General features: G+C 71.5%; 19 protein-coding genes, 1 tRNA gene and 1 pseudogene. 8 read left to right on the top strand and 13 right to left on the bottom strand.

Annotated features, from left to right (window positions below; genetic code table 11):
• Positions 1–19: 19 nt before the first annotated feature.
• The 3 genes from BX285_RS10575 to BX285_RS10565 all read right to left on the bottom strand — a co-directional run bounded on the left by BX285_RS10575 (position 20) and on the right by BX285_RS10565 (position 2,862).
• Positions 20–979, bottom strand: coding sequence for an ATP-binding cassette domain-containing protein (locus BX285_RS10575; protein ID WP_097237749.1), 960 nt, complete (start codon positions 977–979; stop codon positions 20–22).
• Between the two features lie 85 nt (positions 980–1,064).
• The gene (locus BX285_RS10570; protein ID WP_259470481.1) at positions 1,065–1,958 is read right to left on the bottom strand and encodes an ABC transporter permease; all 894 of its coding nucleotides are present in this window, start codon (positions 1,956–1,958) and stop codon (positions 1,065–1,067) included.
• Positions 1,951–2,862, bottom strand: a complete 912-nt coding sequence (locus tag BX285_RS10565) for an ABC-2 family transporter protein (protein ID WP_121174984.1) — start codon at positions 2,860–2,862, stop codon at positions 1,951–1,953. The genes BX285_RS10570 and BX285_RS10565 overlap by 8 nt, the downstream gene beginning before the upstream one ends.
• A 316-nt stretch (positions 2,863–3,178) precedes the next feature.
• On the opposite strand from BX285_RS10565, the pseudogene BX285_RS38295 reads away from it, so the two are divergent.
• A pseudogene (locus tag BX285_RS38295) lies at positions 3,179–4,987 on the top strand (transglycosylase domain-containing protein); the annotation flags it as partial.
• Between the two features lie 537 nt (positions 4,988–5,524).
• Here the strand turns inward: BX285_RS38295 and BX285_RS37865 are convergent.
• Positions 5,525–6,706, bottom strand: coding sequence for a winged helix DNA-binding domain-containing protein (locus BX285_RS37865; RefSeq protein WP_220783945.1), 1,182 nt, complete (start codon positions 6,704–6,706; stop codon positions 5,525–5,527).
• A 149-nt stretch (positions 6,707–6,855) separates the two neighbouring features.
• Between BX285_RS37865 and BX285_RS10545 the strand changes: the two genes are divergently transcribed.
• Positions 6,856–7,116, top strand: a complete 261-nt coding sequence (locus BX285_RS10545) for an SDR family oxidoreductase (protein WP_121174982.1) — start codon at positions 6,856–6,858, stop codon at positions 7,114–7,116.
• Here BX285_RS10545 and BX285_RS10540 read toward each other — a convergent pair.
• Both BX285_RS10540 and BX285_RS10535 read right to left on the bottom strand, forming a co-directional pair.
• Complete coding sequence (locus BX285_RS10540) at positions 7,029–7,331, bottom strand: co-chaperone GroES (protein ID WP_097240225.1); 303 nt, start codon at positions 7,329–7,331, stop codon at positions 7,029–7,031. The genes BX285_RS10545 and BX285_RS10540 overlap by 88 nt on opposite strands.
• Positions 7,332–7,617: 286 nt before the next feature.
• A complete protein-coding gene (locus tag BX285_RS10535) occupies positions 7,618–7,959 on the bottom strand; it encodes a DUF3618 domain-containing protein (RefSeq protein ID WP_097237745.1) in 342 nt (113 codons plus the stop codon).
• A 164-nt stretch (positions 7,960–8,123) separates the two neighbouring features.
• Here BX285_RS10535 and bcp point away from each other — a divergent pair, with 164 nt between their 5' ends.
• Positions 8,124–8,597: a thioredoxin-dependent thiol peroxidase gene (gene bcp / locus BX285_RS10530; protein WP_097237744.1), complete on the top strand. Its 474-nt coding sequence runs from the start codon at positions 8,124–8,126 to the stop codon at positions 8,595–8,597.
• A 91-nt stretch (positions 8,598–8,688) separates the two neighbouring features.
• Here bcp and BX285_RS10525 read toward each other — a convergent pair whose 3' ends face one another.
• Positions 8,689–11,022: a chitinase C-terminal domain-containing protein gene (locus BX285_RS10525; RefSeq protein ID WP_259470696.1), complete on the bottom strand. Its 2,334-nt coding sequence runs from the start codon at positions 11,020–11,022 to the stop codon at positions 8,689–8,691.
• 475 nt (positions 11,023–11,497) lie between these two features.
• Here BX285_RS10525 and BX285_RS10520 point away from each other — a divergent pair.
• Positions 11,498–11,570 (top strand) — tRNA-Leu (locus BX285_RS10520).
• Positions 11,571–11,635: 65 nt separating this feature from the next.
• On the opposite strand, the gene rdgB is transcribed toward BX285_RS10520, so the two are convergent.
• The 4 genes from rdgB to BX285_RS10500 all read right to left on the bottom strand — a co-directional run bounded on the left by rdgB (position 11,636) and on the right by BX285_RS10500 (position 13,929).
• Positions 11,636–12,241, bottom strand: a complete 606-nt coding sequence (gene rdgB, locus BX285_RS10515) for an RdgB/HAM1 family non-canonical purine NTP pyrophosphatase (RefSeq protein WP_097237742.1) — start codon at positions 12,239–12,241, stop codon at positions 11,636–11,638.
• Positions 12,242–12,272: 31 nt separating this feature from the next.
• Positions 12,273–12,662 carry a hypothetical protein gene (locus BX285_RS10510; RefSeq protein ID WP_121174980.1) on the bottom strand — a complete coding sequence of 130 codons (390 nt, stop codon included), beginning with the start codon at positions 12,660–12,662 and terminating at the stop codon, positions 12,273–12,275.
• Between the two features lie 175 nt (positions 12,663–12,837).
• Entirely contained in the window at positions 12,838–13,563 is a 726-nt protein-coding gene (gene rph / locus BX285_RS10505; protein WP_097237740.1) for a ribonuclease PH, read from the bottom strand.
• Positions 13,564–13,695: 132 nt separating this feature from the next.
• Positions 13,696–13,929 (bottom strand): glucose PTS transporter subunit EIIB, encoded by a 234-nt coding sequence (locus tag BX285_RS10500; RefSeq protein WP_097237739.1) that lies wholly within the window; start codon positions 13,927–13,929, stop codon positions 13,696–13,698.
• Between the two features lie 430 nt (positions 13,930–14,359).
• On the opposite strand from BX285_RS10500, the gene BX285_RS10495 reads away from it, so the two are divergent.
• The 4 genes from BX285_RS10495 to BX285_RS10480 all read left to right on the top strand — a co-directional run bounded on the left by BX285_RS10495 (position 14,360) and on the right by BX285_RS10480 (position 20,013).
• Entirely contained in the window at positions 14,360–15,649 is a 1,290-nt protein-coding gene (locus tag BX285_RS10495) for a PTS transporter subunit EIIC (protein ID WP_121174979.1), read from the top strand.
• 335 nt (positions 15,650–15,984) lie between these two features.
• Positions 15,985–17,262 carry a PTS transporter subunit EIIC gene (locus BX285_RS10490; protein WP_121174978.1) on the top strand — a complete coding sequence of 426 codons (1,278 nt, stop codon included), beginning with the start codon at positions 15,985–15,987 and terminating at the stop codon, positions 17,260–17,262.
• 397 nt (positions 17,263–17,659) lie between these two features.
• On the top strand, positions 17,660–18,730 hold the full coding sequence (locus BX285_RS10485; RefSeq protein ID WP_121174977.1) for an LLM class flavin-dependent oxidoreductase: 1,071 nt from the start codon (positions 17,660–17,662) through the stop codon (positions 18,728–18,730).
• Complete coding sequence (locus BX285_RS10480; RefSeq protein WP_097237735.1) at positions 18,727–20,013, top strand: LLM class flavin-dependent oxidoreductase; 1,287 nt, start codon at positions 18,727–18,729, stop codon at positions 20,011–20,013. Before BX285_RS10485 ends, BX285_RS10480 begins: the two co-directional genes overlap by 4 nt.
• Positions 20,014–20,222: 209 nt before the next feature.
• Here the strand turns inward: BX285_RS10480 and BX285_RS10475 are convergent, their stop codons facing one another.
• Together BX285_RS10475 and BX285_RS10470 are read right to left on the bottom strand one after the other, a co-directional pair.
• The gene (locus tag BX285_RS10475) at positions 20,223–20,969 is read right to left on the bottom strand and encodes an MBL fold metallo-hydrolase (RefSeq protein ID WP_097237734.1); all 747 of its coding nucleotides are present in this window, start codon (positions 20,967–20,969) and stop codon (positions 20,223–20,225) included.
• Between the two features lie 221 nt (positions 20,970–21,190).
• The gene (locus BX285_RS10470) at positions 21,191–21,379 is read right to left on the bottom strand and encodes a MerR family transcriptional regulator (RefSeq protein WP_097240224.1); all 189 of its coding nucleotides are present in this window, start codon (positions 21,377–21,379) and stop codon (positions 21,191–21,193) included.
• Positions 21,380–21,450: the final 71 nt, after the last annotated feature.

The following is a 21,450-nucleotide window of genomic DNA, read 5'->3' as shown; positions in this document are numbered from 1 at the left end:
CGACGCCCTCGCCGCCCGCTCAGCCGATCGCGACCTCCGCGTACATCCGGGCGATCACGTCCTCGATGGCCGGCTCGCGCACCGAGAGGTCCACCAGCGGGTACCGCTCCGCGACCGCCGCCACGATCGGCGCGGCGCTCTGCTGCGCCGGGAAGGCCAGCCACTGGCGCGGCCCCTCGACCTTGACCACCCGCGCCCCGGCCACCTCGATCGGGGCCCGGGCCTCGGCGAGGTCCACCACGAGCGTGCGCTCGCTGCGGCCGGTGGCGTGCAGGCCGTCCAGCCCGCCGTCGTACACCACCCGGCCGTGGTCGATCACCATCACCCGGTCGCAGAGCTGTTCGATGTCGGTCAGGTCGTGCGTGGTGAGCAGCACGGTGGTGCCCCGGTCGCGGTTGACCTCGCGCAGGAACTCGCGCACCTTGCCCTTGCTGACCACGTCCAGGCCGATGGTCGGTTCGTCCAGGTAGAGCACCTGGGGGTCGTGCAGCAGCGCCGCCGCGAGGTCGCCGCGCATCCGCTGGCCGAGCGAGAGCTGACGGACGGGGGTGTCCAAGAGGGCGCCCAGATCGAGCAGTTCGACGCAGCGGTCGAGGTTCTCGCGGTACCGCTGGTCGGGGATGCGGTAGATCCGGCGGGCGAGTTCGAAGGAGTCGCGCAGCGGGAGGTCCCACCAGAGGGTGGTGCGCTGCCCGAAGACGACGCCGATCCGGCGGGCCAGTGTGACGCGTTCGCGGGCCGGGTCGACCCCGGCCACCCGCAGCCGTCCGGAGCTGGGGACGAGGATGCCGGTGAGCATCTTGATGGTGGTGGACTTGCCGGCGCCGTTGGGCCCGATGTAGCCGACGCACTCGCCGGCCTCGACGGTGAAGCTGAGCCCGTCCACCGCGCGCACCTCGCGCTTGGTCCGGCTGAACCGGCCGGTGCGGGCCCGTACGGTGAAGCTGCGGTGGACGTCCTGGAGTTCGATCAGTGCCATGGAAACTCCTTGCGAGCGACGATGGTTCGGTTGACGGCCCGCCCGGCGGCCCCGACGGCCGCCGGGCGGCGGCCCGGGCGGCCGTTCAGCTGCCCGTCCCGCGGTAGGCGCGCAGCCCGGCGCGCCAGGCGAGCCCGGCGGCGGCGACGCAGAGGGCGGCCGCGACCGGGGAGGCGTACTGGAAGGCCGTGGGCAGGCCGAGCGGGTCCGGGCGGCCGAGGATGTGCAGGGCGGGCAGCCAGTTGACGAAGGCCAGCGGGACGCCGAAGACCACCCCGGCGACCAGTTCCTTGGCGAAGATCGTCGGTGGGTAGTGCAGCAGGGTCGCGCCGCCGTAGGTGAAGGAGTTCTGGATCTCCTTGGACTCGCCCCACCAGAACTGGACGGTGGCGCCGCCGACGTAGATCGCGCCGAAGATGACGCTGCCGCAGACCAGCAGGACGGGTACGAGCAGCACCCGGTCCCAGGTCCAGTGCACGTCCAGGGCGGTGAGCGACCAGACCAGCACCGCCACGGCCTGCAGGGGGCGGCCGAGCCGGCGCAGCGAGAAGCGTTCGGCGCACAGCTGGGAGAGCGCGGGGGCGGGGCGGATCAGCATGGTGTCCAGGGAGCCGTTGACGATCCGCACGCCGAGGCCGTCGACCGAGCCGACCAGCATGTTGGCGACGCCGAGCGAGAAGGTCGCGGTGGCGTAGAGGAAGGCGATCTCCGGCAGGTTCCAGCCGCCGAGCCGGTCGGTGTGCCGGAACATGATCACCAGCACCACGAAGTCGAGGGAGTGGATGGCCAGACTGGCCAGCAGGTTCAGTGCGAAGGACGCCCGGTAGGCCATCATCGAGCGCATCCACATCCGGGCGCAGAGCCACCAGGAGCGCAGCGCCCAGGCGGCCCGCGCCGCGAGCGGATCACGGCGGGTCGTGAGCGGATCGTGGCGGGTCGCGCGGGGATCCCGGCGGGGAGCCGTGAGCTGCTCAGCCACCCTGCACCACCACCCGGCGGGTCGCCAGCCACTGCGCGCCCCGGCCGGCGGCCAGCAGCGCGGCCGCCCAGGCGAGTTGGAAGCCGAGCGCGCCGAGCAGGCCGCTGCCGCTCGCGCGCTCCAGGAAGACGTCCGTCGGCACCTTCACCAGCGCCGCCCAGGGCAGCACCGGGGCGAGGTCGCCGAGCAGGCCGGGGAACAGCGCGATCGGCAGCAGCATGCCGGAGAAGAACATCGAGACCACCAGCATCACCGAGCGCACGCCCTCCGAGTCGTGCAGCCAGAAGCCGGTGATCGAGACCAGGAACCGCAGCCCGAAGCTGACCACGACCGCGAGCAGCACCGAGAGCAGGAAGAACGCCCAGGTCAGCGGCTGTTCGGGCATCCGGGTGCGGAACACCAGGGCGCCCACAAGCAGCGGCCCGGTGCCGCGGACCAGCAGTTGGAAGGCGGCACGGCCGAGATCGGTGGCCAGCCACCAGCCCTGGAAGTCGACCGGACGGTAGAGGTCGACGGCGATGTCGCCGCTGCGGAATCGGTCCTGGAGGTCGTCCTGGAAGCCGCCGCCCCACACCGCGACGGTGACCAGCAGGGCCTGGCTGATCCAGATGTAGGTGACGGCCTGGCTCTGGTCGTAGCCGCCGAGGCCGGGGCGGGCCTGCCACAGGGCGAGGAAGGAGGAGGCGAGGATGATGCCGAAGACGGTGTTGGTGAAGGTGCCGGCCAGGGTGGCGGCGCGGTAGGTGGCGTAGCGGCGGAAGGCGCCGCGGGCGACGGCGGCGTAGAGCCCGAACGAGGCGGCGGCGTGGAGCCCAGGCGGGGCGGCCGGGCCGGGCCCGGGGGAGGCGACCGGGGCCGCCGCGGGATCGGGGGGCCTCGCCCCGGCGGGGGCAGCGTTCAGCATATTGTCTCCTTATCGACAATTACGGGCGCAGGGAGATACCGCCCGACACCGGCGCACACCCCAGCGGCCCCGGCCGGCCACACCCGGGGGTACCGGGCGGGGGGGCGGAGCTGCCGAAGTGGATGCGCTATCCGGTTTGCACCTTTCACCGTACCGCCGACGACCAGCCCCCGCACCCGGATTTCCCGAGCCCACCGACCAGCGCCCGCACCCGGATTTCCGGATCCCACCGACCAGCCCCGCGGCCGGATTTCCCGAGCCCGACGACCAGCCCCACCCACCGCTGAGCGGACGTCAAATAGCACATAATCTCCGCATGACCTTGAGCACCCGCCGCCAGGCCAAACGGGCCGCCCGCCGCGAGGCCCGCCGTGCCCTCCCGCTCTGGCGCCGGCTCCTGCCCACCTGGCGGATCACCCTCGGCACCCTCACCGCGCTGTTCCTGATCGCCGTCGGCAGCTTCGCCGTGCTCTACGTCATCGTCCCGGTGCCCGACGCCAACGCCCACGCCGTCGCCCAGAACAACATCTACCTCTACGCCGACGGCACCACCGAGATCGCCCGCACCGGCGCCGTCAACCGCACCGACGTCACCATCGACCAGATCCCGCTGCAGACCCAGCAGGCCGTCGTCTCCGCCGAGGACCGCACCTTCTACCAGAACCGCGGCATCGACCTGACGGGCATGCTCCGGGCCGGCTGGAACACCCTCACCGGCAAGGGCATGCAGGGCGGCTCCACCATCACCCAGCAGTACGTCAAGAACTACTACCTGACCCAGGACCGGACCATCGAGCGCAAGGGCCGCGAACTGCTCATCGCCCTCAAGGTCGACCAGCAGCGCGACAAGCGGGACATCCTCGCCGGGTACCTCAACAGCAGCTACTTCGGCCGCGGCGCCTACGGCATCCAGAGCGCGGCCCACGCCTACTACGGCGTCGACGCCTCCGCACTCACCCTCACCCAGGGCGCCTACCTCGCCTCCCTGCTCCAGGCCCCCAGCCTCTACGACGTGAAGACGGCCACCCCCGCCAACCGCGAGAAGGCCATGGCCCGCTGGAACTACACCCTCGACGGCATGGTCCAACTCGGCTTCCTCACCACCGCCGACCGCACCGCCGCCACCTTCCCCGACCCCATCGACCCCCAGCCCGCCACCGGCCTCGCCGGCCAGGCCGGCTACCTCGTCGGCGTCGCCGACGACTACCTGATCTCCTCCGGCACCATCGACGCCGCCACCCTCAAGGCCGGCGGCTGGCGGATCACCACCACCTTCGACAAGCCCCACCAGGACGCCTTCGTCAAGGCCGTCCAGGACGAACTCACCGACGAACTCGACCCCACGGCCCGCCCCACCACCGACACCGACGTCCGCGTCGCCGGCGCCTCCGTCGAACCCGCCACCGGCCGCGTCGTCGCCGTCTACGGCGGCCCCGACTATGCCAAACAGCCCTACAACGACGCCCTGCGCCAGGACAACCAGATCGGCTCCACCTTCAAACCGATCGACCTCGCCGCCGGCCTGCTCGCCCAGCACACCCTCGACGGCCGCCCCATCACCACCGAAACCCGCTACGACGGCACCAGCGAACGCCCCGTCACCGGCGGCCCCACCCCCTACGCGCCGCCCAACGAGGACGGCATCGACTACGGCGACATCACCCTGCGCCACGCCATGGTGAAGTCCGTCAACTCCGTCTACGCCCAGGAGGGCGTGGACGCCGGCCTCGCCCGCGTCCGGGAGACCGCCGTCAGACTCGGCATCCCCGACAGCGTCCGCGGCATGGACCCCGCCAACACCTCGATGACCCTCGGCACCGCCACCCCCAGCGCCCTCGACCTGGCCGGCGCCTACGCCACCCTCGCCAACCACGGCCAGGCCCACACCCCGTGGTCCGTCCTCAAACTCGAACGGGTCAACCCCGGCGGCGCCGTCGACGTCCCCAAAATGCCCGACCACAACCCCACCGACGCCATCGGCCGCGGCTTCGCCGACTCCGTCACCGACGTCCTGCGCGACGTCGTCAGCCCCCGCGGCACCGGCGCCGCCGCCCTCGACCTCGGCCGCCCCGCCGCCGGCAAGACCGGCACCACCGACTCCAACCTCTCCGCCTGGTTCGCCGGCTACACCCCCGAACTCACCACCACCGTCGGCCTGTTCCGCGAGAACCCGAAGACCCACGCCAAGGAACCCCTGGCCGGCACCGCCGGACTCACCCGGATCAACGGCGGCACCTTCCCCACCAGGATCTGGACCGCCTACATGACCGCCGCCCTGACCGGCACCCCCACCCAGCAGTTCGACCTGCAGACCGGGGACACCTCCACCACCTACACCTGGCCCACCCCCACCGGCAGCACCAGCCCCAGCAGCAGCACCACCCCACCGGCGACAGCCGGCCCACCGGCCCCACCCCCGCACCGGACACCGCCCCCACCCACGCCCCCAGCGCACCCCCCGCCACCGGCGAACCCGCCCCCGGGCCCGGCACCCCCAGCCCGCAGGCCCCCCAGCCCACCCCCAGCCGCGAACAGCCCAGCCCCAGCGCCCGGCCCACCCAGACCCGGCCGCCCCGGCCCACCGACCCGCCCACCGCCACCGACGGCCCCGCCACCCACCCGGTGGCGACACCCACGCCCTGATGGCAAGCCCGAGCGGGAACTACCGCCCCGCCACCAACTCCCGCTCCACCGGCGTCCGGAACCGCGGCGTCACCCGCACCTCCCCCAACCAGCCCGCCAAGCGCGCCGCCTCCGCCGCCACCGCCCGCTCCGCCGCCACCCCGACGTCCCGGAACAGTCGCCACACCACCTCGCCGTCGGCCCGCTGCGCCCAACCGCCCACCACCTCACCGCACCACCACACCGTCGGCCCGGCATTGCCCGCCCGGTCGAACAGCCCCGGCACGTCCTCCGGCCGCAGGTACCAGTCCCGCCCCCGCCAGCCCATCACCGCCGGATCCAGCGCCGGCAGCAACGCCGCCCACGGCTCGGGCTCCTTCACCGGCGCCTCGTCCCCCGGCAGCACCAACCCGGCCACCCCGCCCGCCAGCTCCACCTCCTGCGCACCGGCGTCCGCCAGCGCCCGGCGGACCTCCCCCAGCGTCCAGCCCGTCCACCACTTCACGTCCTCGACCGTGCCCGGCCCGTACGCCCCCAGCCAGCGCCGCACCACCTCCGCCTTCGCCTCCCGCACCGGCACCTCCGGCCACTGCGGCACCAGCGCCCACGGATAGCTGCTGCTCAGCCACGAACCACGCGGACGGCAGCGCCGCACGTGCCCGTCCGAGGCCAACAGCCGCAGCAGCCGACTGCCCACGCTCTGCCGTGCCTCGTACGGCTTGCCCGCCGACATCAGCATCGTCTCGCGCAACTGCGGGACGTCCTCGGCGAGTTCCTTGGTCGTCGCCTCCCCGCGCACCGCCAACGCCGCCAGCACCTCGCGCTCCGCCGCGGCCAGCCGCGCCTCGTCCCAGCCCTCGGCGTGGTCCCGCAGGTGCTTGAGCAGCGTCGCCCGCTCCTTGGCCGCGATCGCCCGCGCCGCCCCCGAACTCACGTACGGCGCCAGGCCCTCCGTCACCGCGAAGATCGTCCGCCGCATCGACAGCAGCTTCACCAGCGACACGTCCTCGTACAGCGCGCGGTCCACCTCCGCCGCCGAGGGCACCACCAGCCGCGCGCACGCCGACAGGTACACCGTGGCCGCGTCCGTCGCGTGCAGCCCGACCACCGCGTCGGCCACGTCCTCCACCCGCGCCGCCCGCGCCGAAGGCGCCAACGCCTGCCGCCGCCCCAGCCGGGCCCGACGCTCGCCATCACCGATCACCGGCACACGCCTCGTCATGCCCGGACCTTAGCGCCCACCACCGACAATCCCGCCCCACCCGAAGCACCGCCCGGGGGCGAGTTCCGCCGCCAGGTGCACCCGCCCACCGGTGCCCGGCCGGCACCGCCGGGCAGCGGCCCGGCCCGGGCCGGAGCGTCGCCGCGAGCATCTGCGGGGCGATCGAGGCCCTGAGCCGGGCCCTCGCGGTGGAACTCGCCCCGATCCGGGTCAACGCCGTCCGGGCCGGCATGATCCGCACCCCGCTCTGGTCCGGCCTGCCGGACACCGACCGCGAACAGCTCTACGCGCAGACCGCCGCCGGCCGCCACGGGCCCGATCGCTACAGGTACAGCCCGGTCGACCCCTCGGTGTCCCCGAAACGGGTCGCCGCCACCGCGTGCAGGTCGCGCTCGCGCAGCAGCACGTAGGTGGCGCCGCGGACCTCGACCTCCAGCTTGTCCTCCGGGTCGTACAGCACCCGGTCCCCCGGCTCCACCGAGCGCACGCTCTGGCCGACGGCCACGGCCTCCGCCCAGGTGCACCTCTTACTGAGCTCCGCGGTCGCCGGGATCAGGATGCCGCCGGTCGACCGGCGCTCGCCCTCGGCACCCTCGATGCGCACCAGCACCCGGTCGTGCAGCATGCGGATCGGCAGCTTCTCGCCCAGCCGGTCGTGCCGCGTCGGCTCGTGCGGGTGGTCGGGGTGGGTCTCGTGGTTCGTACTCACGGTCCCGAAGGTACCGCCCCCGGACGCGCGGCGTGACGCTGGGCCGACATCCGGAAGGTGCGCGGGAGACACGGGAAACCCCGGAGACCACGCAGACCCCGGAGACCACGCAGACCCCGGCGACGCCGGAGACGTCGGGAGACACACGGAAGGCCGGGCACCCACCGGGCCCGGCCCCCACCCGCCGCAGCGGTCAGCCCCGTCAGTCCTTGCGGCGCTTGCGCGACGAGGCGACCAGCAGCACCAGACCCGCGCCGACCAGCGCCGCCGGGACGATCCGCTCCTTGCGCGGCTGCCCCTTCTCGTCCACGAACTGCGCCTTGACCTTGTCCACCAGGCCGCTGGCGGCCACGTACGCCCGGCCCGCCTTCTCCTCGACGGTGGCCACCGCCTTCGCCTTGACCTGGGCGGAGATCGTGCTCGGGTGGACACGGACGGCCAACTCGTCCAGGGTCGCCGCCAGCCGGCCGCGCGCGCTCTCGATGTCCGCCTCGATCTGGGCGGTCGTCCGCGCCGACTTGTCCTGCGTGCTCGCCTCGCCCACTCGGGCCACCCCATTCACTTGCCGATGTTGTCCTGCGACTGACCCAGTGTGTCAGCTGCCGCGCACGACCGCGCGGCCCCACCCACCATCGGAGGTAAGTTGGCCGTGGTACGACCGCCCGTCCAGCCCGTCCCAGCAGCAGCACGCACCAGGAGAGTCCACCCATGACTGAGCGTCTCCAGCCCGGCGACACCGCGCCCGCCTTCAGCCTGTCCGACGCCGACGGCAACCAGGTGTCCCTCGCCGACCACGCGGGCCGCAAGGTCATCGTCTACTTCTACCCCAAGGCGCTCACTCCGGGGTGCACCAAGCAGGCCTGCGACTTCACCGACAACCTGGAGGTCTTCGCGGGCGCCGGCTACGACGTCATCGGCATCTCGCCCGACCAGCCGGAGAAGCTCGGCAAGTTCCGCGAGACCGAGAACCTCAAGGTCACCCTGCTCTCCGACCCGGACCACAAGGTCCTGGAGGCGTACGCCGCCTACGGCGAGAAGCAGAACTACGGCCGCACCTACCAGGGCGTGATCCGCTCCACCGTGATCGTCGACGAGCAGGGCAAGGTCGAGCACGCGCTGTACAACGTCAAGGCCACCGGCCACGTCGCCAAGCTGCTGCGCGACCTCAAGATCGAGGCCTGAGCCCGCCCGCCCACGACGAAGCGGTGGCGGCACACCCCCCGACCGGGTGCGCCGCCACCGCCGTCCCTCACCTCCGCGGGCCGCTCACCGCTCAGCAGGCCCCGAGGTCGCTCCAGACTCCCCACGCGCCGCTCGCCGTGGGGTCATCGCCCTTGGTCCACCACTTGTTCTGGTAGTAGCGGCCCTTCCACGAGACCTTGGTGGGGCTCGCGTAGGTGGTGCCCGCGTCCCAGCTCGGCGCACCCGCGCAACCGGCCGGCGGCGTGGTGGGCGGCGGGGTCGTGGGAGGTGTCGTCGGCGGCGTGGTCGGCGGGGTCGTCGGAGGCGTGGTGGGAGGCGTCGTACCCCCGTCCACCGCGCCCCGGGACAGGTCGCCCTTGATCCCGTACAGCGTGCCGCCCACGTTCACCGTCCAGTTGGACGGCGTGGACACCGGCAGGTAGTAGACGACATCGATGTCGACCGAGGCACCCGGCGCCAGCGACTGCCAGCCCGGAAGCTTGACCGACACCCGGTTGTAGGTGCCCTTCAGCCCGCCCACGTTGCCCGGGCCCGGATTGTCCTGCCGGATGACCTGCAGACCGAAGCCCGACTGGTCCTTGGCGTTGCCCGGAGCCGAGTTGGAGTAGTCGAACTGGAACTCGGTCCCGCCCGGCAGGGTCACCGTCGAATTGTTGACGATGTGCAGCTTCGGGTTGATCGGGTAGTTCGAGTCGCCCAGCGCGAAGTTGGTGAACGACACGTCGACCGGCAGGGTCTGCTGCGGCAGCGCGACCGTCGAACGGGTCGCGCCGTACGGCGTCGCCGACTTGAACTTGTCGTACATCAGCGAGGTCAGCGTCGAACCGGGCACGTACTCGCCCTTGCCGCCGTTGGCCCCGGCGTCCCACCGGTAGTCGCCCGCCAGCTCCCAGATCATCGCGCCGCCGGCGCCCTGGTTGACGATGTAGTCCGTCTTGGCACCCACCGACTGCTCGTCCTCGGTCGAGAGGAACACCTTCTTGGCGTCGTTCCACAGCCACGGCGCCACCAGACTGGAGCTGTAGTTGCGGACGTAGCTGCCCTGCAACGCGGTGTCCGTCACGCCGTACTTGGCCAGGTAGTCGGGCAGGACGCCCTTCTCCAGGTTCTTCGCGTGCCACATCGGGTTCGACCCGGCCGGGGACTCCTTGCCCGCGTCGTCCTTGTCGTTCCAGATGTTGTCGATGCCGGCCGCACCGTCACCGCAGGAGGTCAGACCCGAGCCCACCGGACAGCTGGTCGCGGACGCCGTACCCCAGAGACCGTTGGTGCCGCCCTGCACGTTCTTGAAACCACGGGTGTAGTACGGCAGTCCGACATTGATCCGACCACCGGGCATCGCCCCGCGGAAGTAGTGGTACGACCAGTCGGCATTCAGGTAGCCGATGCCGCCGTACTGCGCCGTGCCGTACACGTTGGCGGCCGCCAGCTCACCGTCCTTGCCGTCGTCGAACAGCGAGGCGTTCGGGCCGACGTACTTGTTCCACGCGCCGTGCAGGTCGTACGACATGATGTTGACGTAGTCCAGGTACTGCGCCACCTGGAAGGTCTCCATGCCGCGCAGCAGGTAGCCGGAGGACGGGGCCGCGACCGACAGCAGGTAGTGTCGGCCATCGGCGGCACCGGCCTTGTCCAGGCTCTCCCGCAGCGTCTTCATCAGCGCCGCGTACCCCTTGGCCAGCGAACCGCGCTTGGAGTTGGCGAGCTGCCAGTCCAGCGGGTTACCGGCATCCTTCATCGAGGTCGGGTACTCGTAGTCGATGTCGACGCCGTTGAAGCCGTACTTGCGGACGAAGTCGACCGACGAGGCGGCGAAGGTGTCGATGCCGGCCTGGTTGACGCTGCCGTCCGGGTTGACGGTCATCGAGTAGAAGCCACCGGAGTTCACCCGCTTGCCGTCGTCCCCGAAATAGCCGCCGGTCTCGGTCCAACCACCGACCGAGATCAGCGTCTTGACGTTCGGGTACTGCTTCTTGAACTTCGTCAGCAGGTTGAAGTGACCCTTGTACGGCAGGGTCGGGTCCAACTCGGCACCGGGCACGCCCGGGAAGGAGATCCCGGTCGCCTCGTTGGCCGGGCCGTCCGCACCGACCGACAGCTTGTTGTCGCCACCGACGTGCCCGAAGGCGTAGTTGAGGTGGGTGACCTTGTCCCAGGGGACGTCGCTCACCAAGTACGGCTGGTCACCGTTCTTCCCGGTGCGCCAGCCCGTGAAGTAACCGATGATGCGGCGCTGGTGGTCCGCGCCCATCTTCTCGCGCCCACCGGAGTCGTAGACGGAACAGTACGGGACGTCCACCCCGGGGGTCTGGTACAGCCCGTCCGGCCGACAGGACGCGTTGTCGACAGCCGCCGACGCCTGCGAGGGCGCCGCACCCAGCGTCGCCATCAACAGCCCGGCCATCGAGGCCGCCGCCAAGGAGGCCACACCGGCCCGGGCGCTCTTCCGGCGGACGGCAGCGGTGGGACGCTGCTCCGCCGTGGTTCGGATCAACACTCGGTCCTCCAGGAGAGAGTGTCGGCGCATGCCTGTGGGGGAGCACGCACGTGGGGGATTCAATTGGCGCAGAAGCTATGTGGTCTGAACCACATAGGTCAATAGGTCTGTACCAATTGGTAATCAGCAGCCAAACATCCCGCAGCGCTTCGGCCGAACTCGGCCGCCCCGAGCGATGCGGGGGCTGCGACGTCAACCCCGAGTGGCGCGGTAGGCCGATGACCCCGGAGGTCGGCCACATCAAAGGCGACTGGTCGGACAACCGACCGGACAACCTCCGGCTGCTCTGCCCGAACTGCCACTCCGTCACTCCGACCTCCTGCGGCCGAAACCGGAATCCTCGCGCTGGAACCCCCGATACCCGGTAGGCTTGAGCTGGTATGCGCCCGTACTCCAGCGGTAGAGAGGAGCGGTTTAGGTCCGCTTTGTCGTGGGTTCGAATCCCTCCGGGCGTACGCGTGAAATGGCCCGCCTCCCTTCGAATCGAAGGGAGGCGGGCCATCCTCGTTCCTGCGAGTCGTCAGCCGATGAGCTCCCTGACCACCGGCGCCAGGGCGCGGAAGGCCTGGCCGCGGTGGCTGATGGCGTTCTTCTCGGCCGCCGTCAGCTCGGCGCAGGTGCGGGTCTCGCCGAGGGGCTGGAGGATCGGGTCGTAGCCGAAGCCGCCGTCGCCCGCGGGGGCGGTGCGCAGGGTGCCGAGGAGGCGGCCCTCGACGACGCGTTCGGTGCCGTCCGGCAGGGCCAGGGCGGCGGCGCAGAAGAAGTGGGCGCCGCGGTGGGGTTCGGCGATGTCGGAGAGCTGGGCGAGCAGCAGGTCGAGGTTGGCGCGGTCGTCGCCGTGCTTGCCGGCCCAGCGGGCGGAGAAGATGCCGGGTGCTCCGTTGAGGACGTCCACGCAGAGGCCGGAGTCGTCGGCGACGGCGGGCAGGCCGGTGGCGCGGGCCAGGGCGTGGGCCTTGAGCAGGGCGTTCTCGGCGAAGGTGACGCCGGTCTCGGGGACGTCGGGGATCTCCGGGTAGGCGTCGGCGCCGACGAGTTCGACGTCGAGGCCGGCGTCGGTGAGGATGGCGCGCAGCTCGGCGACCTTGTGCTGGTTGCGGGTGGCGAGGATCAGACGGGTGGACATATCGCCCACCCTATCCAGAGGCTCGGGACCGTCAGCCGGTACAGGCCGAGGTGAGGTTGCCGGCGGCGTCGCCGAGCGGTTTGAGGTCGGGGACCTGGTTCTTGTCGGCGGCGTGCTGCACGTTCTCGACCTGCTTCTGCAGGTCGGTGACGGCCTTGGCGACGTCGGTGTTCTTGGAGTTCTTCCCGACCTGGTCGAGGTCGCTCTTGAGCTTCTGCAGGGCCTTCCCGGCGGCGGCCGAGTCGTTGCTGGAGTTGTCGTAGGCCTTGGTGACGTCGGCGATGTCGCCGGTGATCTTCACGGCGGTGTTGCCGCAGTCGATCGCCTTCTGCGCGGCGGAGCAACTCACCATGCTGAGCGGGAGGATCGCGATCAGTCCGGCCACGGCGAGGGCGGCGGGGCGGGCGATGCTGGACGGCATCCGGTCCTCCTGTGGGGCGCGGGTTCCGTAGTGGGGGACGCGCGCCGGGGGGTGCGCGGTTCCCGCAGCGGGGGTGCTGCGGGAACCGTACGGTCTGCGGGCCCGGCCTGTACAGCGGCTGGGGTCCGGCGGTGGGGCGTCCGGCCCGGGCTACGGCCGTGGGGCCCGGGCCGGTTCAGCCTTCGAGGGCCTTGCGCTGGATCTCGTCCAGTTCGGCGCAGCCGAGGCTGCCGAGGTCGAGGAGCCGGTTGAGGAGGTCGCGGTCGAAGGGTGCGCCTTCGGCGGTGCCCTGGACCTCGACGAAGCGGCCGTCGGCGGTGCAGACGATGTTCATGTCGGTCTCGGCGCGCACGTCCTCCTCGTACCGGAGGTCGAGCATGGGGGTGCCGTCGATGATGCCGACGCTGACGGCACTGACGCCGCCGGTGATGGGCTGGCCCTTGGCGCGCAGGATCTTCTTGTCGCGGGCCCAGGCGACGGCGTCGACGAGGGCGACGTAGGCGCCGGTGATGGCGGCGGTGCGGGTGCCGCCGTCGGCCTGGAGGACGTCGCAGTCGAGGACGATGGTGTTCTCGGCGAGGGCGCGGTGGTCGATGACGGCGCGCAGCGAGCGGCCGATGAGCCGGCTGATCTCGTGGGTGCGGCCGCCGATGCGGCCCTTGACGGCTTCGCGGTCGCCGCGGGTGTTGGTGGCGCGGGGGAGCATGGAGTATTCGGCGGTGACCCAGCCTTCGCCGCTGCCCTTGCGCCAGCGCGGGACGCCTTCGGTGACGCTGGCGGTGCACAGCACCTTGGTGTCGCCGTAGGAGATGAGGACGGAGCCTTCGGCGTGCTTGCTCCAGCCGCGTTCGATGGTGATCGGGCGGAGTTGTTCGGGGGTGCGGCCGTCGATGCGTGACATAGGCACTGAGCGTAGTGGCTCCGGACGGCGGTTCGGATGCGTCCGGGCGCACGGTCGGCTTGTGGCACGCCTCGGCCCGCCGTTCCCGTGGAGGGGCGGCGGGCCGGGGTTGGTGGGCCGGTGTGGCTCAGCTCACATCATGTCTTCGATGTCGGCGGCGATCGGGTCGGCGTCGGTGCCGATGACGACCTGGATCGCGGTGCCCATCTTGACGACGCCGTGGGCGCCGGCGGCCTTGAGGGCTGCTTCGTCGACCAGGCCGGCGTCCTTGACCTCGGTGCGCAGGCGGGTGATGCAGCCTTCGACCTCTTCGATGTTGTCGATGCCGCCCAGACCGGCGACGATCTTCTCAGCCTTGCTGGCCATCTGTTTTCTCCCTCTGTCTCGGCTCGTCGGCGGCTCTGCCGGGTGCCGTTTCTGCGCTGTGCGGTGGGGCTGTGCTGTGGGCTGTGCGGTGGGGGGCGTCCCTCGGCCGTGGGGCGGCGAGGTCCGTACCGGTGGCTGACGCGGGTTCAGCTGCGGTCGTGCCGGCGTGCGGCGCGACCAGCATCACCCGGGTCGGTCCGGTCTGCCACGTTAGTCCACTTTCGGCCCATTCCGGCGGGCAGGCTCCTGGTCGTCGCCCGAGGATGACGATCAGCGGGGCCGGAGTCCCGGAGTGCGACCTGCGTCCCAAAGTGGTCTACACCAATATATGTGTACTCCGATGAACGCAGAAAGGACCCCGGGCGTTCCTGGACTCCGCCCGGGGTCCCGCAGGGGCCTCCGGCCGGCAACCGGTTCCGGAGGGTGAAGGATGAGTTCGGCAGGAGCCACGGCCCCGCAGACCGTGTGGTGGCACACCTTCTACGGCGGTCTCCAGAAGATGGGCCGCTCGCTGCAGCTGCCGGTGGCGGTGCTCCCGGCCGCGGGCATCCTCAACCGGCTCGGCCAGCCGGACGTGTTCGGCAAGGACGGCCTGGGCTGGAACAACGTCGCCAAGGTCTTCGCCGCGGCCGGCGGCGCGCTGCTCGACTCCTCGCTCGGCCTGCCGATGCTGTTCTGCATCGGCGTGGCGATCGGCATGGCCAAGAAGGCGGACGGCTCGACGGCTCTGGCGGCCGTGGTCGGATTCCTCGTCTACTACAGGGTGCTGCACGCCTTCCCGGAGCACTGCAAGCCGCCGACCGTCCTGGTCGGCGAGCAGTGCGTGGACTACACCTCGGCGAAGGCGGCCGTCGCGACGTACCAGAACCCGGGGGTGCTGGGCGGGATCCTGATCGGCCTGATGTCGGCCTGGCTGTGGGTGCGCTTCCACCGCACCAAGCTGGTCGACTGGCTGGGCTTCTTCAACGGGCGCCGTCTGGTGCCGATGATCACCGCCCTGGTCGGCATGCTGACCGCCTGCCTCGCGCTCTGGGTCTGGCCGCCGATCGGCCGCGGCCTCAACGACTTCTCGCAGAACCTGGCCGATCTGGGCGCGGGGGGCGCCGGCATCTTCGGCCTGGTCAACCGGGCGCTGCTGCTGATCGGCATGCACCAGCTGCTGAACACCTTCGTCTGGTTCCAGTTCGGCGAGTTCACCAAGCCGGACGGCTCCGTCGTGCACGGCGACATCCCGCGCTTCCTGGCGGGCGACCCGACGGCCGGCCAGTTCCAGACCGGCTTCTTCCCGATCATGATGTTCGCGCTGCCGGCGGCCGCCCTCGCCATCGCGCACTCGGCCAAGCCGCACCGTCGCAAGGAGATCTACGGCCTGATGCTCTCGGTCGGCCTGACCTCCTTCGTCACCGGTGTCACCGAGCCGATCGAGTACTCCTTCGCCTACGTCGCCCCGGCCCTGTACGCGGTGCACGCCCTGCTGACCGGCGCCTCGATGGCGGTGACCTGGGGACTGGGGGTGCACGACGGGTTCAGCTTCTCGGCCGGCCTGATCGACTACGTCATCAACTGGGGGCTGGCCACCAAGCCCTGGCTGATCATCGTCATCGGCCTCTGCTTCGCCGCCGTGTACTACGCGCTCTTCCGGTTCATCATCGTCAAATTCGACCTGAAAACGCCGGGGCGGGAGGAGGAGGGCGAAGTCGAGGACGTCACCAAGGCCTGAAACAGAGCGTCACCGGTCATCACCCGCATTGGCCTCCGGACTCGCCGTCCGGGGGCCTTCGGCATTTCCACAAAGGACCGACGTCCCTGACGGGCGGGGTCGTGCTTTTGTTGCGCAATTAGCCAAAATCCCCATCACGGCGGGTAATCATGATCGTTGTCCGGTGAGTAGGTTTCGATTTCATAGCGCTTCCCGGAGACGGCGCTTTCCGGGTTCCTCCGGTTCTCCGCCCGTGCTACAAAACTGGTCTACACCACCCGTGGTGTAGACCAGTTCGCGGTCCGGCCCCTGTGCCTTCCCCCGACCGACCGCCATGCCGTTAGGAACCCACCCCCATGAGTCAGTCTGCGCAGGCACCGGCGCCCGCCACGGCTCCGGCCACGCCCAGCCCCGCCAAGAAGTTCGGCCAGAACCTCCTCCAGGGTCTGCAGAAGATCGGCCGCAGCCTGCAGCTGCCCATCGCGGTGCTCCCCGCCGCCGGCCTGCTGATGCGCCTCGGCCAGGACGACGTCTTCGGCAAGGACGGCCTGGGCTGGGACAAGGTCGCCGCGGTCTTCGCGGCCGCCGGCAACGGCGTCTTCGGTGCCCTGCCGCTGCTGTTCGCCGTGGGTATCGCGATCGGCTTCGCCAAGAAGGCCGACGGCTCCACCGCCCTCGCCGCCCTCGTCGGCTTCCTGGTGTACCAGAAGGTGCTCACCGCGTTCCCCGTCACCGAGGGGCACATCGCCGACGGCAAGTGGGTCGAGCCGGTCTACCAGGACCCGGGCGTGCTCGGCGGCATCGTGATCGGCCTTCTGGCCGCCGTGCTCTGGCAGAAGTACCACCGCACCAGGCTGGTCGACTGGCTCGGCTTCTTCAACGGCCGTCGCCTCGTCCCGATCATCATGGCCTTCGTCGGCACCGCCGTCGGTGTGCTCTTCGCCCTGACCTGGGGCCCGGTCGGCGATGCCATCAAGAGCATGAACGACACCCTGATCGGCGCCGGCTCGTTCGGCGCAGGTGCCTTCGGCCTGGTGAACCGCGGTCTGCTGCCCGTCGGCATGCACCAGTTCGTGAACTCCTACGCCTGGTTCCAGACCGGTGACTTCACCGGCCCCGACGGCGTCGTCGTGCACGGTGACCTGCACCGCTTCTTCGCCGGCGACCCGACCGCCGGGCAGTTCATGTCGGGCTTCTTCCCGATCATGATGTTCGCGCTGCCCGCCGCCGCGCTGGCCATCGCCCACACCGCCAAGCCTCACCGCCGCAAGGCCGTCACCGGCATGATGGTGTCGCTGGCCCTGACCTCCTTCGTCACCGGTGTCACCGAGCCGATCGAGTTCTCCTTCGTCTTCATCGCCCCGGCCCTGTACGTCATCCACGCGCTGCTCACCGCCGTCTCGATGGCCGTCACCTGGGCGCTCGGCGTGCACGACGGCTTCACGTTCTCCGGCGGCCTGATCGACTACGCGCTGGCCTGGAGCAAGGCCACCAGTCCGTGGATGATCATCCCGCTCGGCCTGGTCTTCGCCGCGATCTACTACTTCGTGTTCCGCTTCGCGATCACCAAGTTCAACCTCAAGACCCCCGGTCGCGAGGACGACGACGAGATCGAGGACGTGACCAAGGCCTGACGCCCCGCGTCACACCCGCCCGAAGGGCCCCGCCCCGCCGCTGCTCCCCCAGCGGCGGGGCGGGGCCCTTCGCGCACCGCTCCTCCGGGATGCGGAAACGGCGGTTGACGAACCGACGGAGGCCCTGGTCAACTGAAGCGGTGAACGCCTCGTGCCCGCTGGTCACCCGCAGCCACATCGACTTTGGTCGCGTGTGGTCCGCGGCGTGTCGCGGCTGAGCTGACCGTTCCCCCGCCGCCGCCCGGCTGACGTCCCGCCCGGTGCCGGCTCCTCCCCTCCCGCCCGTCCGGGCTCCGCCCGCGGGCCGTCACCGCGCATCCGCGTGCCCGCCCGCCCCCGCACCCGTACGGGTCCGCCGGTGCGCGCACGCGTCCGCACGAGGAAAGTCAGGCTCACCATGCCCCGCCCGTTGCACCTGTCCGCCGCCCTCGACAGCCCCGACACCCCCGGCCGTCCCGGCCGCTTCGACGCCGGGCACTACACCGTCCTCGCCCGCCTCGCCGAACGGGCCACCCTGGACTTCGTCACCCTCGACGACTCCTTCGCCGCCGTGCCGAGCCGCCCCGACGCGCTCGCCACCCTCTCCCGCACCGCCCCGCTGACCGGCCGGGTCGGGCTGGTGCCGACCGTCACCACCACCCACACCGAGCCCTTCCACACCTCGATCTCGGTCAACACCCTGGACTGGGTGAGCGAGGGCCGGGCCGGCTGGCTGGTCGGCGTCTCCACGACCGAGGCCGAGGCCAGGGCCTTCGGCCGCCGCCCGGTCGCCCCCGAGGACGAGCTGTGGGCCGAGGCGGCCGACGCCGTGGAGGTCGCCGCCCGGCTCTGGGACAGCTGGGAGGACGACGCGGAGATCCGCGACACCGCCACCGGGCGCTTCATCGACCGCGACAAGCTGCACTACGTCGACTTCGAGGGCCCGCACTTCTCGGTCCGCGGCCCATCCATCACCCCGCGCCCCCCGCAGGGCCGCCCGGTGGTCGTGGTGCCGGTGACCGCGGCCGACCTCGCGCCGGACGCCTCCCCCGGCGGCCGCGCCCGGGTCGCCACCGCCATCCGGCACGCCGACGTCGTCCTGCTCGACGCCTCCGACCGCGCCACCCGGCTGAGCGCCGCCACCGAACTGCGGCTGCGCGCCGGCGAGGGCCTGCGGATCCTCGCCCGCCTCGACGCCACCCTGTCCGCCCTGCCCGACCGGGCCGCCGACGAACGCCTGCTCGCCGAACTCACCGCCACCGGCACCGGCGTCGACGGCTTCCACCTCACCCCCGCCGACCCGCAGCGCGACCTCGCCGCCCTGGCCGACCGGATCGCCCCGGCCCTGCGCGCCGCCGGACTGCTGCGCACCGACTACACCGGCCGCACCCTGCGCGACCACCTCGGCCTGGCCCGCCCGGCCAGCCGCTACGCCGCCCCGCTCTCGCCCGCCGCCGCAACCCCCGCCCTCGCCGAGGTGACCCGATGACGGACCGCCCGCTCAAGCAGATCCACCTCGCCGCGCACTTCCCCGGCGTCAACAACACCACGGTGTGGAGCGACCCCGCCTCCGGCAGCCACATCGAGTTCGCCTCCTTCCGCCACCTCGCGCAGACCGCCGAGCGCGGGAAGTTCGACTTCTTCTTCCTCGCCGAGGGCCTGCGGCTGCGCGAGTCCAAGGGCCTCATCCACGACCTGGACGTGGTCGGCCGCCCCGAGTCGATCACCGTGCTGAACGCGCTGGCCGCCGTCACCGAACGGCTCGGACTGGCCGCCACCGTCAACGCGACCTTCAACGAACCGTACGAACTGGCCCGCCGCTTCGCCTCCCTGGACCACCTCTCCGGCGGCCGCGCGGCCTGGAACGTGGTCACCTCCTCGGATGCCTTCACCGGCGAGAACTTCCGCCGCGGCGGCTACCTGGACCGCGCCGACCGCTACACCCGGGCTGCCGAATTCGTGCAGCTGGCACGGGAGTTCTGGGACGCCGGGGAGGAGGGCGTACGGCACCGCGGCCCGCAGTTCGACGTCGAGGGCCGGCTCTCGCTGCCCCGCCCGCCGCAGGGCCACCCGGTGGTGATCCAGGCCGGGGACTCCGACGAGGGCCGGGAGTTCGCCGCCGCCACCGCCGACGTGGTCTTCAGCCGGCACTCCACCCTCGCCGACGGCCAGGCCTTCCACGCGGACGTCAAGCGCCGGCTCACCGCGTACGGGCGCAAGCCGGACGAGCTGAAGATCATGCCCGGGGTCACCTTCGTGCTCGGCGACACCGACGCCGAGGCCGCCGAACGCGCCACCGCGATCCGACGGGCTCAGGTCGGACCGCAGACCACGATCGCCTTCCTGGAGCAGGTCTGGGGCATCGACCTGTCCGGCCACGACCCGGACGGGCCGCTGCCGGCCGTCGACCCGGACCCCGACAGCGCCCTGGTCCAGGGCCGGGTCCGGCACGGCGACCCGGTCGCCGTCGCCCGGCGGTGGCGGGCGGTGGCGGCCGAGAAGCAGCTGACCAGCCGCGAACTGGTGATCGAGCTGACCGGCCGGCAGTCCTTCATCGGCGCCCCCGCCACCGTCGCCGCGCAGATCGACCACTTCGTGCAGAACGACGCCGCCGACGGCTTCATCCTCGTCCCGCACCTCACCCCGGGCGGCCTGGACGAGTTCGTCGACCGGGTGGTGCCGCTGCTCCAGGAACGCGGGGTCTTCCGCACCGACTACACCGGCCACACCCTCCGGGACCACCTCGGACTGCCCGTCCCCGGGCGGCGTTAGGCACTCTGGATCCCCTGGATCCAGGGGATCCACCCCCGCCGGGCGGCATGCACGCCGGCCTGGAAGCGGCTCTCCGCTCCCAGGCCGGCAATGACCTGACGTCCAGTCACGTCAGTCTCTTCCGGCGCGAGTTGGGGATCTCCATCGGCGCAGCCTGATGAGACGAACCGGCTGGCCCCAGTGGGGTCAGCCAGTGCCGGCAGCGTCCGTCAGAGCTCGTACACCGCGCCCGCGCGGGCGATCTCGACCGGCCCGGCGTACGCGGCGGCGGCGTCGCGGCGGTTGTGCTCGGCGTCGGTCCACGGGGGGATGTGGGTGAGGACGAGCCGGCGGGCGCCCGCGGCGGTGGCGTGCTCGCCGGCTTCGCGCCCGTTGAGGTGGACGGCCCGGTAGGTGTCGCGCCCGTCGATGTACGCGGCCTCGCAGAGGAAGAGGTCGGTGTCGCGGGCGAGTTCGACGAGTTCGGCGCTCTCGCCGGTGTCGCCGCTGTAGACGAGCGAGCTGCCGCCGTGTTCGAGCCGGAAGGCGAAGGCGTCGACGGGGTGGTTGACCCGGGCGACGGTGATCCGGAACGGGCCGAGCCGGAAACTGCCGGGGGTGAGGGTGCGGAACTCGAACACCTCCTTCATCCCCGGGTTCTCGGGCATGTCGTAGGCGCGGGCGAGCCGTTCGGCGGTGCCGGCCGGGCCGTACACGGGCAGCAGCTCGGGGCAGCCCTCGGCGCGGTAGTTGCGGGCGACCCAGTAGGCGCACAGGTCGACGCAGTGGTCGGCGTGCAGGTGGCTGAGCAGGACGGCGTCGACGTCGTAGAGGCCGGTGTACTTCTGCAGGGCACCGAGGGCTCCGTTGCCGAGGTCGAGGACGACGCGGTACCCCTCGGCCTCGACCAGGTAGCTGGAGCAGGGCGAGTCGGCGGACGGGAAGCTCCCCGAGCACCCCACCACGGTCAGTTTCATCCGAGCCCCTCCGCCCCGACACGTCCTGGCTGCTGTTGGAAAACGGCATGGAAAACAGCATGGAAAACGGCAGGCCGGGCCGGTTCGACCGGCCGGGAGCACTGCATTGGTGTGTCGAGGGTAAGGGCGGAGGGGCACTTTGCCCCCGTCCCCGTGCCGCGCTGTGGCTGGAATCACCAGAACGCCGGGGACGGGGGCGGGGGCCGGGGACGGGAAGGCGGTCAGCGGTGGCGGGGGCGGTTGCGGGCCCAGGCGCGGATGGTGTCGGGGTACCAGCGGGGGTGGCCGCTGCCGTCGATGACGTCCGGGTCGGGCAGCAGCCCGTGCCGGCGGTAGCTGCGGACGGTCTCGGGCCGGACGCTGATGTGGCGGGCGATCTCGGCGTAGGACCACAGCTCGGATCCACTCACGAGGAACACCTCCGGAGGGGGCGGGGGCGGGCGGTCGTGAGGCAGCCTCTCCGGAGTCCACCGGAGCCTTC

This window comes from Streptomyces sp. 1114.5 (assembly GCF_003635085.1).
In the GTDB taxonomy this organism is placed as follows: Bacteria; Actinomycetota; Actinomycetes; order Streptomycetales; family Streptomycetaceae; genus Kitasatospora.
This window is presented reverse-complemented; position numbering and strand designations above follow the sequence as displayed.

What these genes read in the sequence shown, in the direction of transcription:
- BX285_RS10575 (WP_097237749.1), bottom strand. Translation starts at nt 979, where the DNA reads ATGGCACTGATCGAACTCCAGGACGTCCACCGCAGCTTCACCGTACGG.
- BX285_RS10565 (WP_121174984.1), bottom strand. Translation starts at nt 2,862, where the DNA reads ATGCTGAACGCTGCCCCCGCCGGGGCGAGGCCCCCCGATCCCGCGGCG.
- BX285_RS37865 (WP_220783945.1), bottom strand. Translation starts at nt 6,706, where the DNA reads ATGACGAGGCGTGTGCCGGTGATCGGTGATGGCGAGCGTCGGGCCCGG.
- BX285_RS10540 (WP_097240225.1), bottom strand. Translation starts at nt 7,331, where the DNA reads ATGCTGCACGACCGGGTGCTGGTGCGCATCGAGGGTGCCGAGGGCGAG.
- bcp (WP_097237744.1), top strand. Translation starts at nt 8,124, where the DNA reads ATGACTGAGCGTCTCCAGCCCGGCGACACCGCGCCCGCCTTCAGCCTG.
- BX285_RS10525 (WP_259470696.1), bottom strand. Translation starts at nt 11,022, where the DNA reads ATGGCCGGGCTGTTGATGGCGACGCTGGGTGCGGCGCCCTCGCAGGCG.
- rdgB (WP_097237742.1), bottom strand. Translation starts at nt 12,241, where the DNA reads ATGTCCACCCGTCTGATCCTCGCCACCCGCAACCAGCACAAGGTCGCC.
- BX285_RS10510 (WP_121174980.1), bottom strand. Translation starts at nt 12,662, where the DNA reads ATGCCGTCCAGCATCGCCCGCCCCGCCGCCCTCGCCGTGGCCGGACTG.
- rph (WP_097237740.1), bottom strand. Translation starts at nt 13,563, where the DNA reads ATGTCACGCATCGACGGCCGCACCCCCGAACAACTCCGCCCGATCACC.
- BX285_RS10500 (WP_097237739.1), bottom strand. Translation starts at nt 13,929, where the DNA reads ATGGCCAGCAAGGCTGAGAAGATCGTCGCCGGTCTGGGCGGCATCGAC.
- BX285_RS10495 (WP_121174979.1), top strand. Translation starts at nt 14,360, where the DNA reads ATGAGTTCGGCAGGAGCCACGGCCCCGCAGACCGTGTGGTGGCACACC.
- BX285_RS10490 (WP_121174978.1), top strand. Translation starts at nt 15,985, where the DNA reads ATGAGTCAGTCTGCGCAGGCACCGGCGCCCGCCACGGCTCCGGCCACG.
- BX285_RS10485 (WP_121174977.1), top strand. Translation starts at nt 17,660, where the DNA reads ATGCCCCGCCCGTTGCACCTGTCCGCCGCCCTCGACAGCCCCGACACC.
- BX285_RS10480 (WP_097237735.1), top strand. Translation starts at nt 18,727, where the DNA reads ATGACGGACCGCCCGCTCAAGCAGATCCACCTCGCCGCGCACTTCCCC.
- BX285_RS10475 (WP_097237734.1), bottom strand. Translation starts at nt 20,969, where the DNA reads ATGAAACTGACCGTGGTGGGGTGCTCGGGGAGCTTCCCGTCCGCCGAC.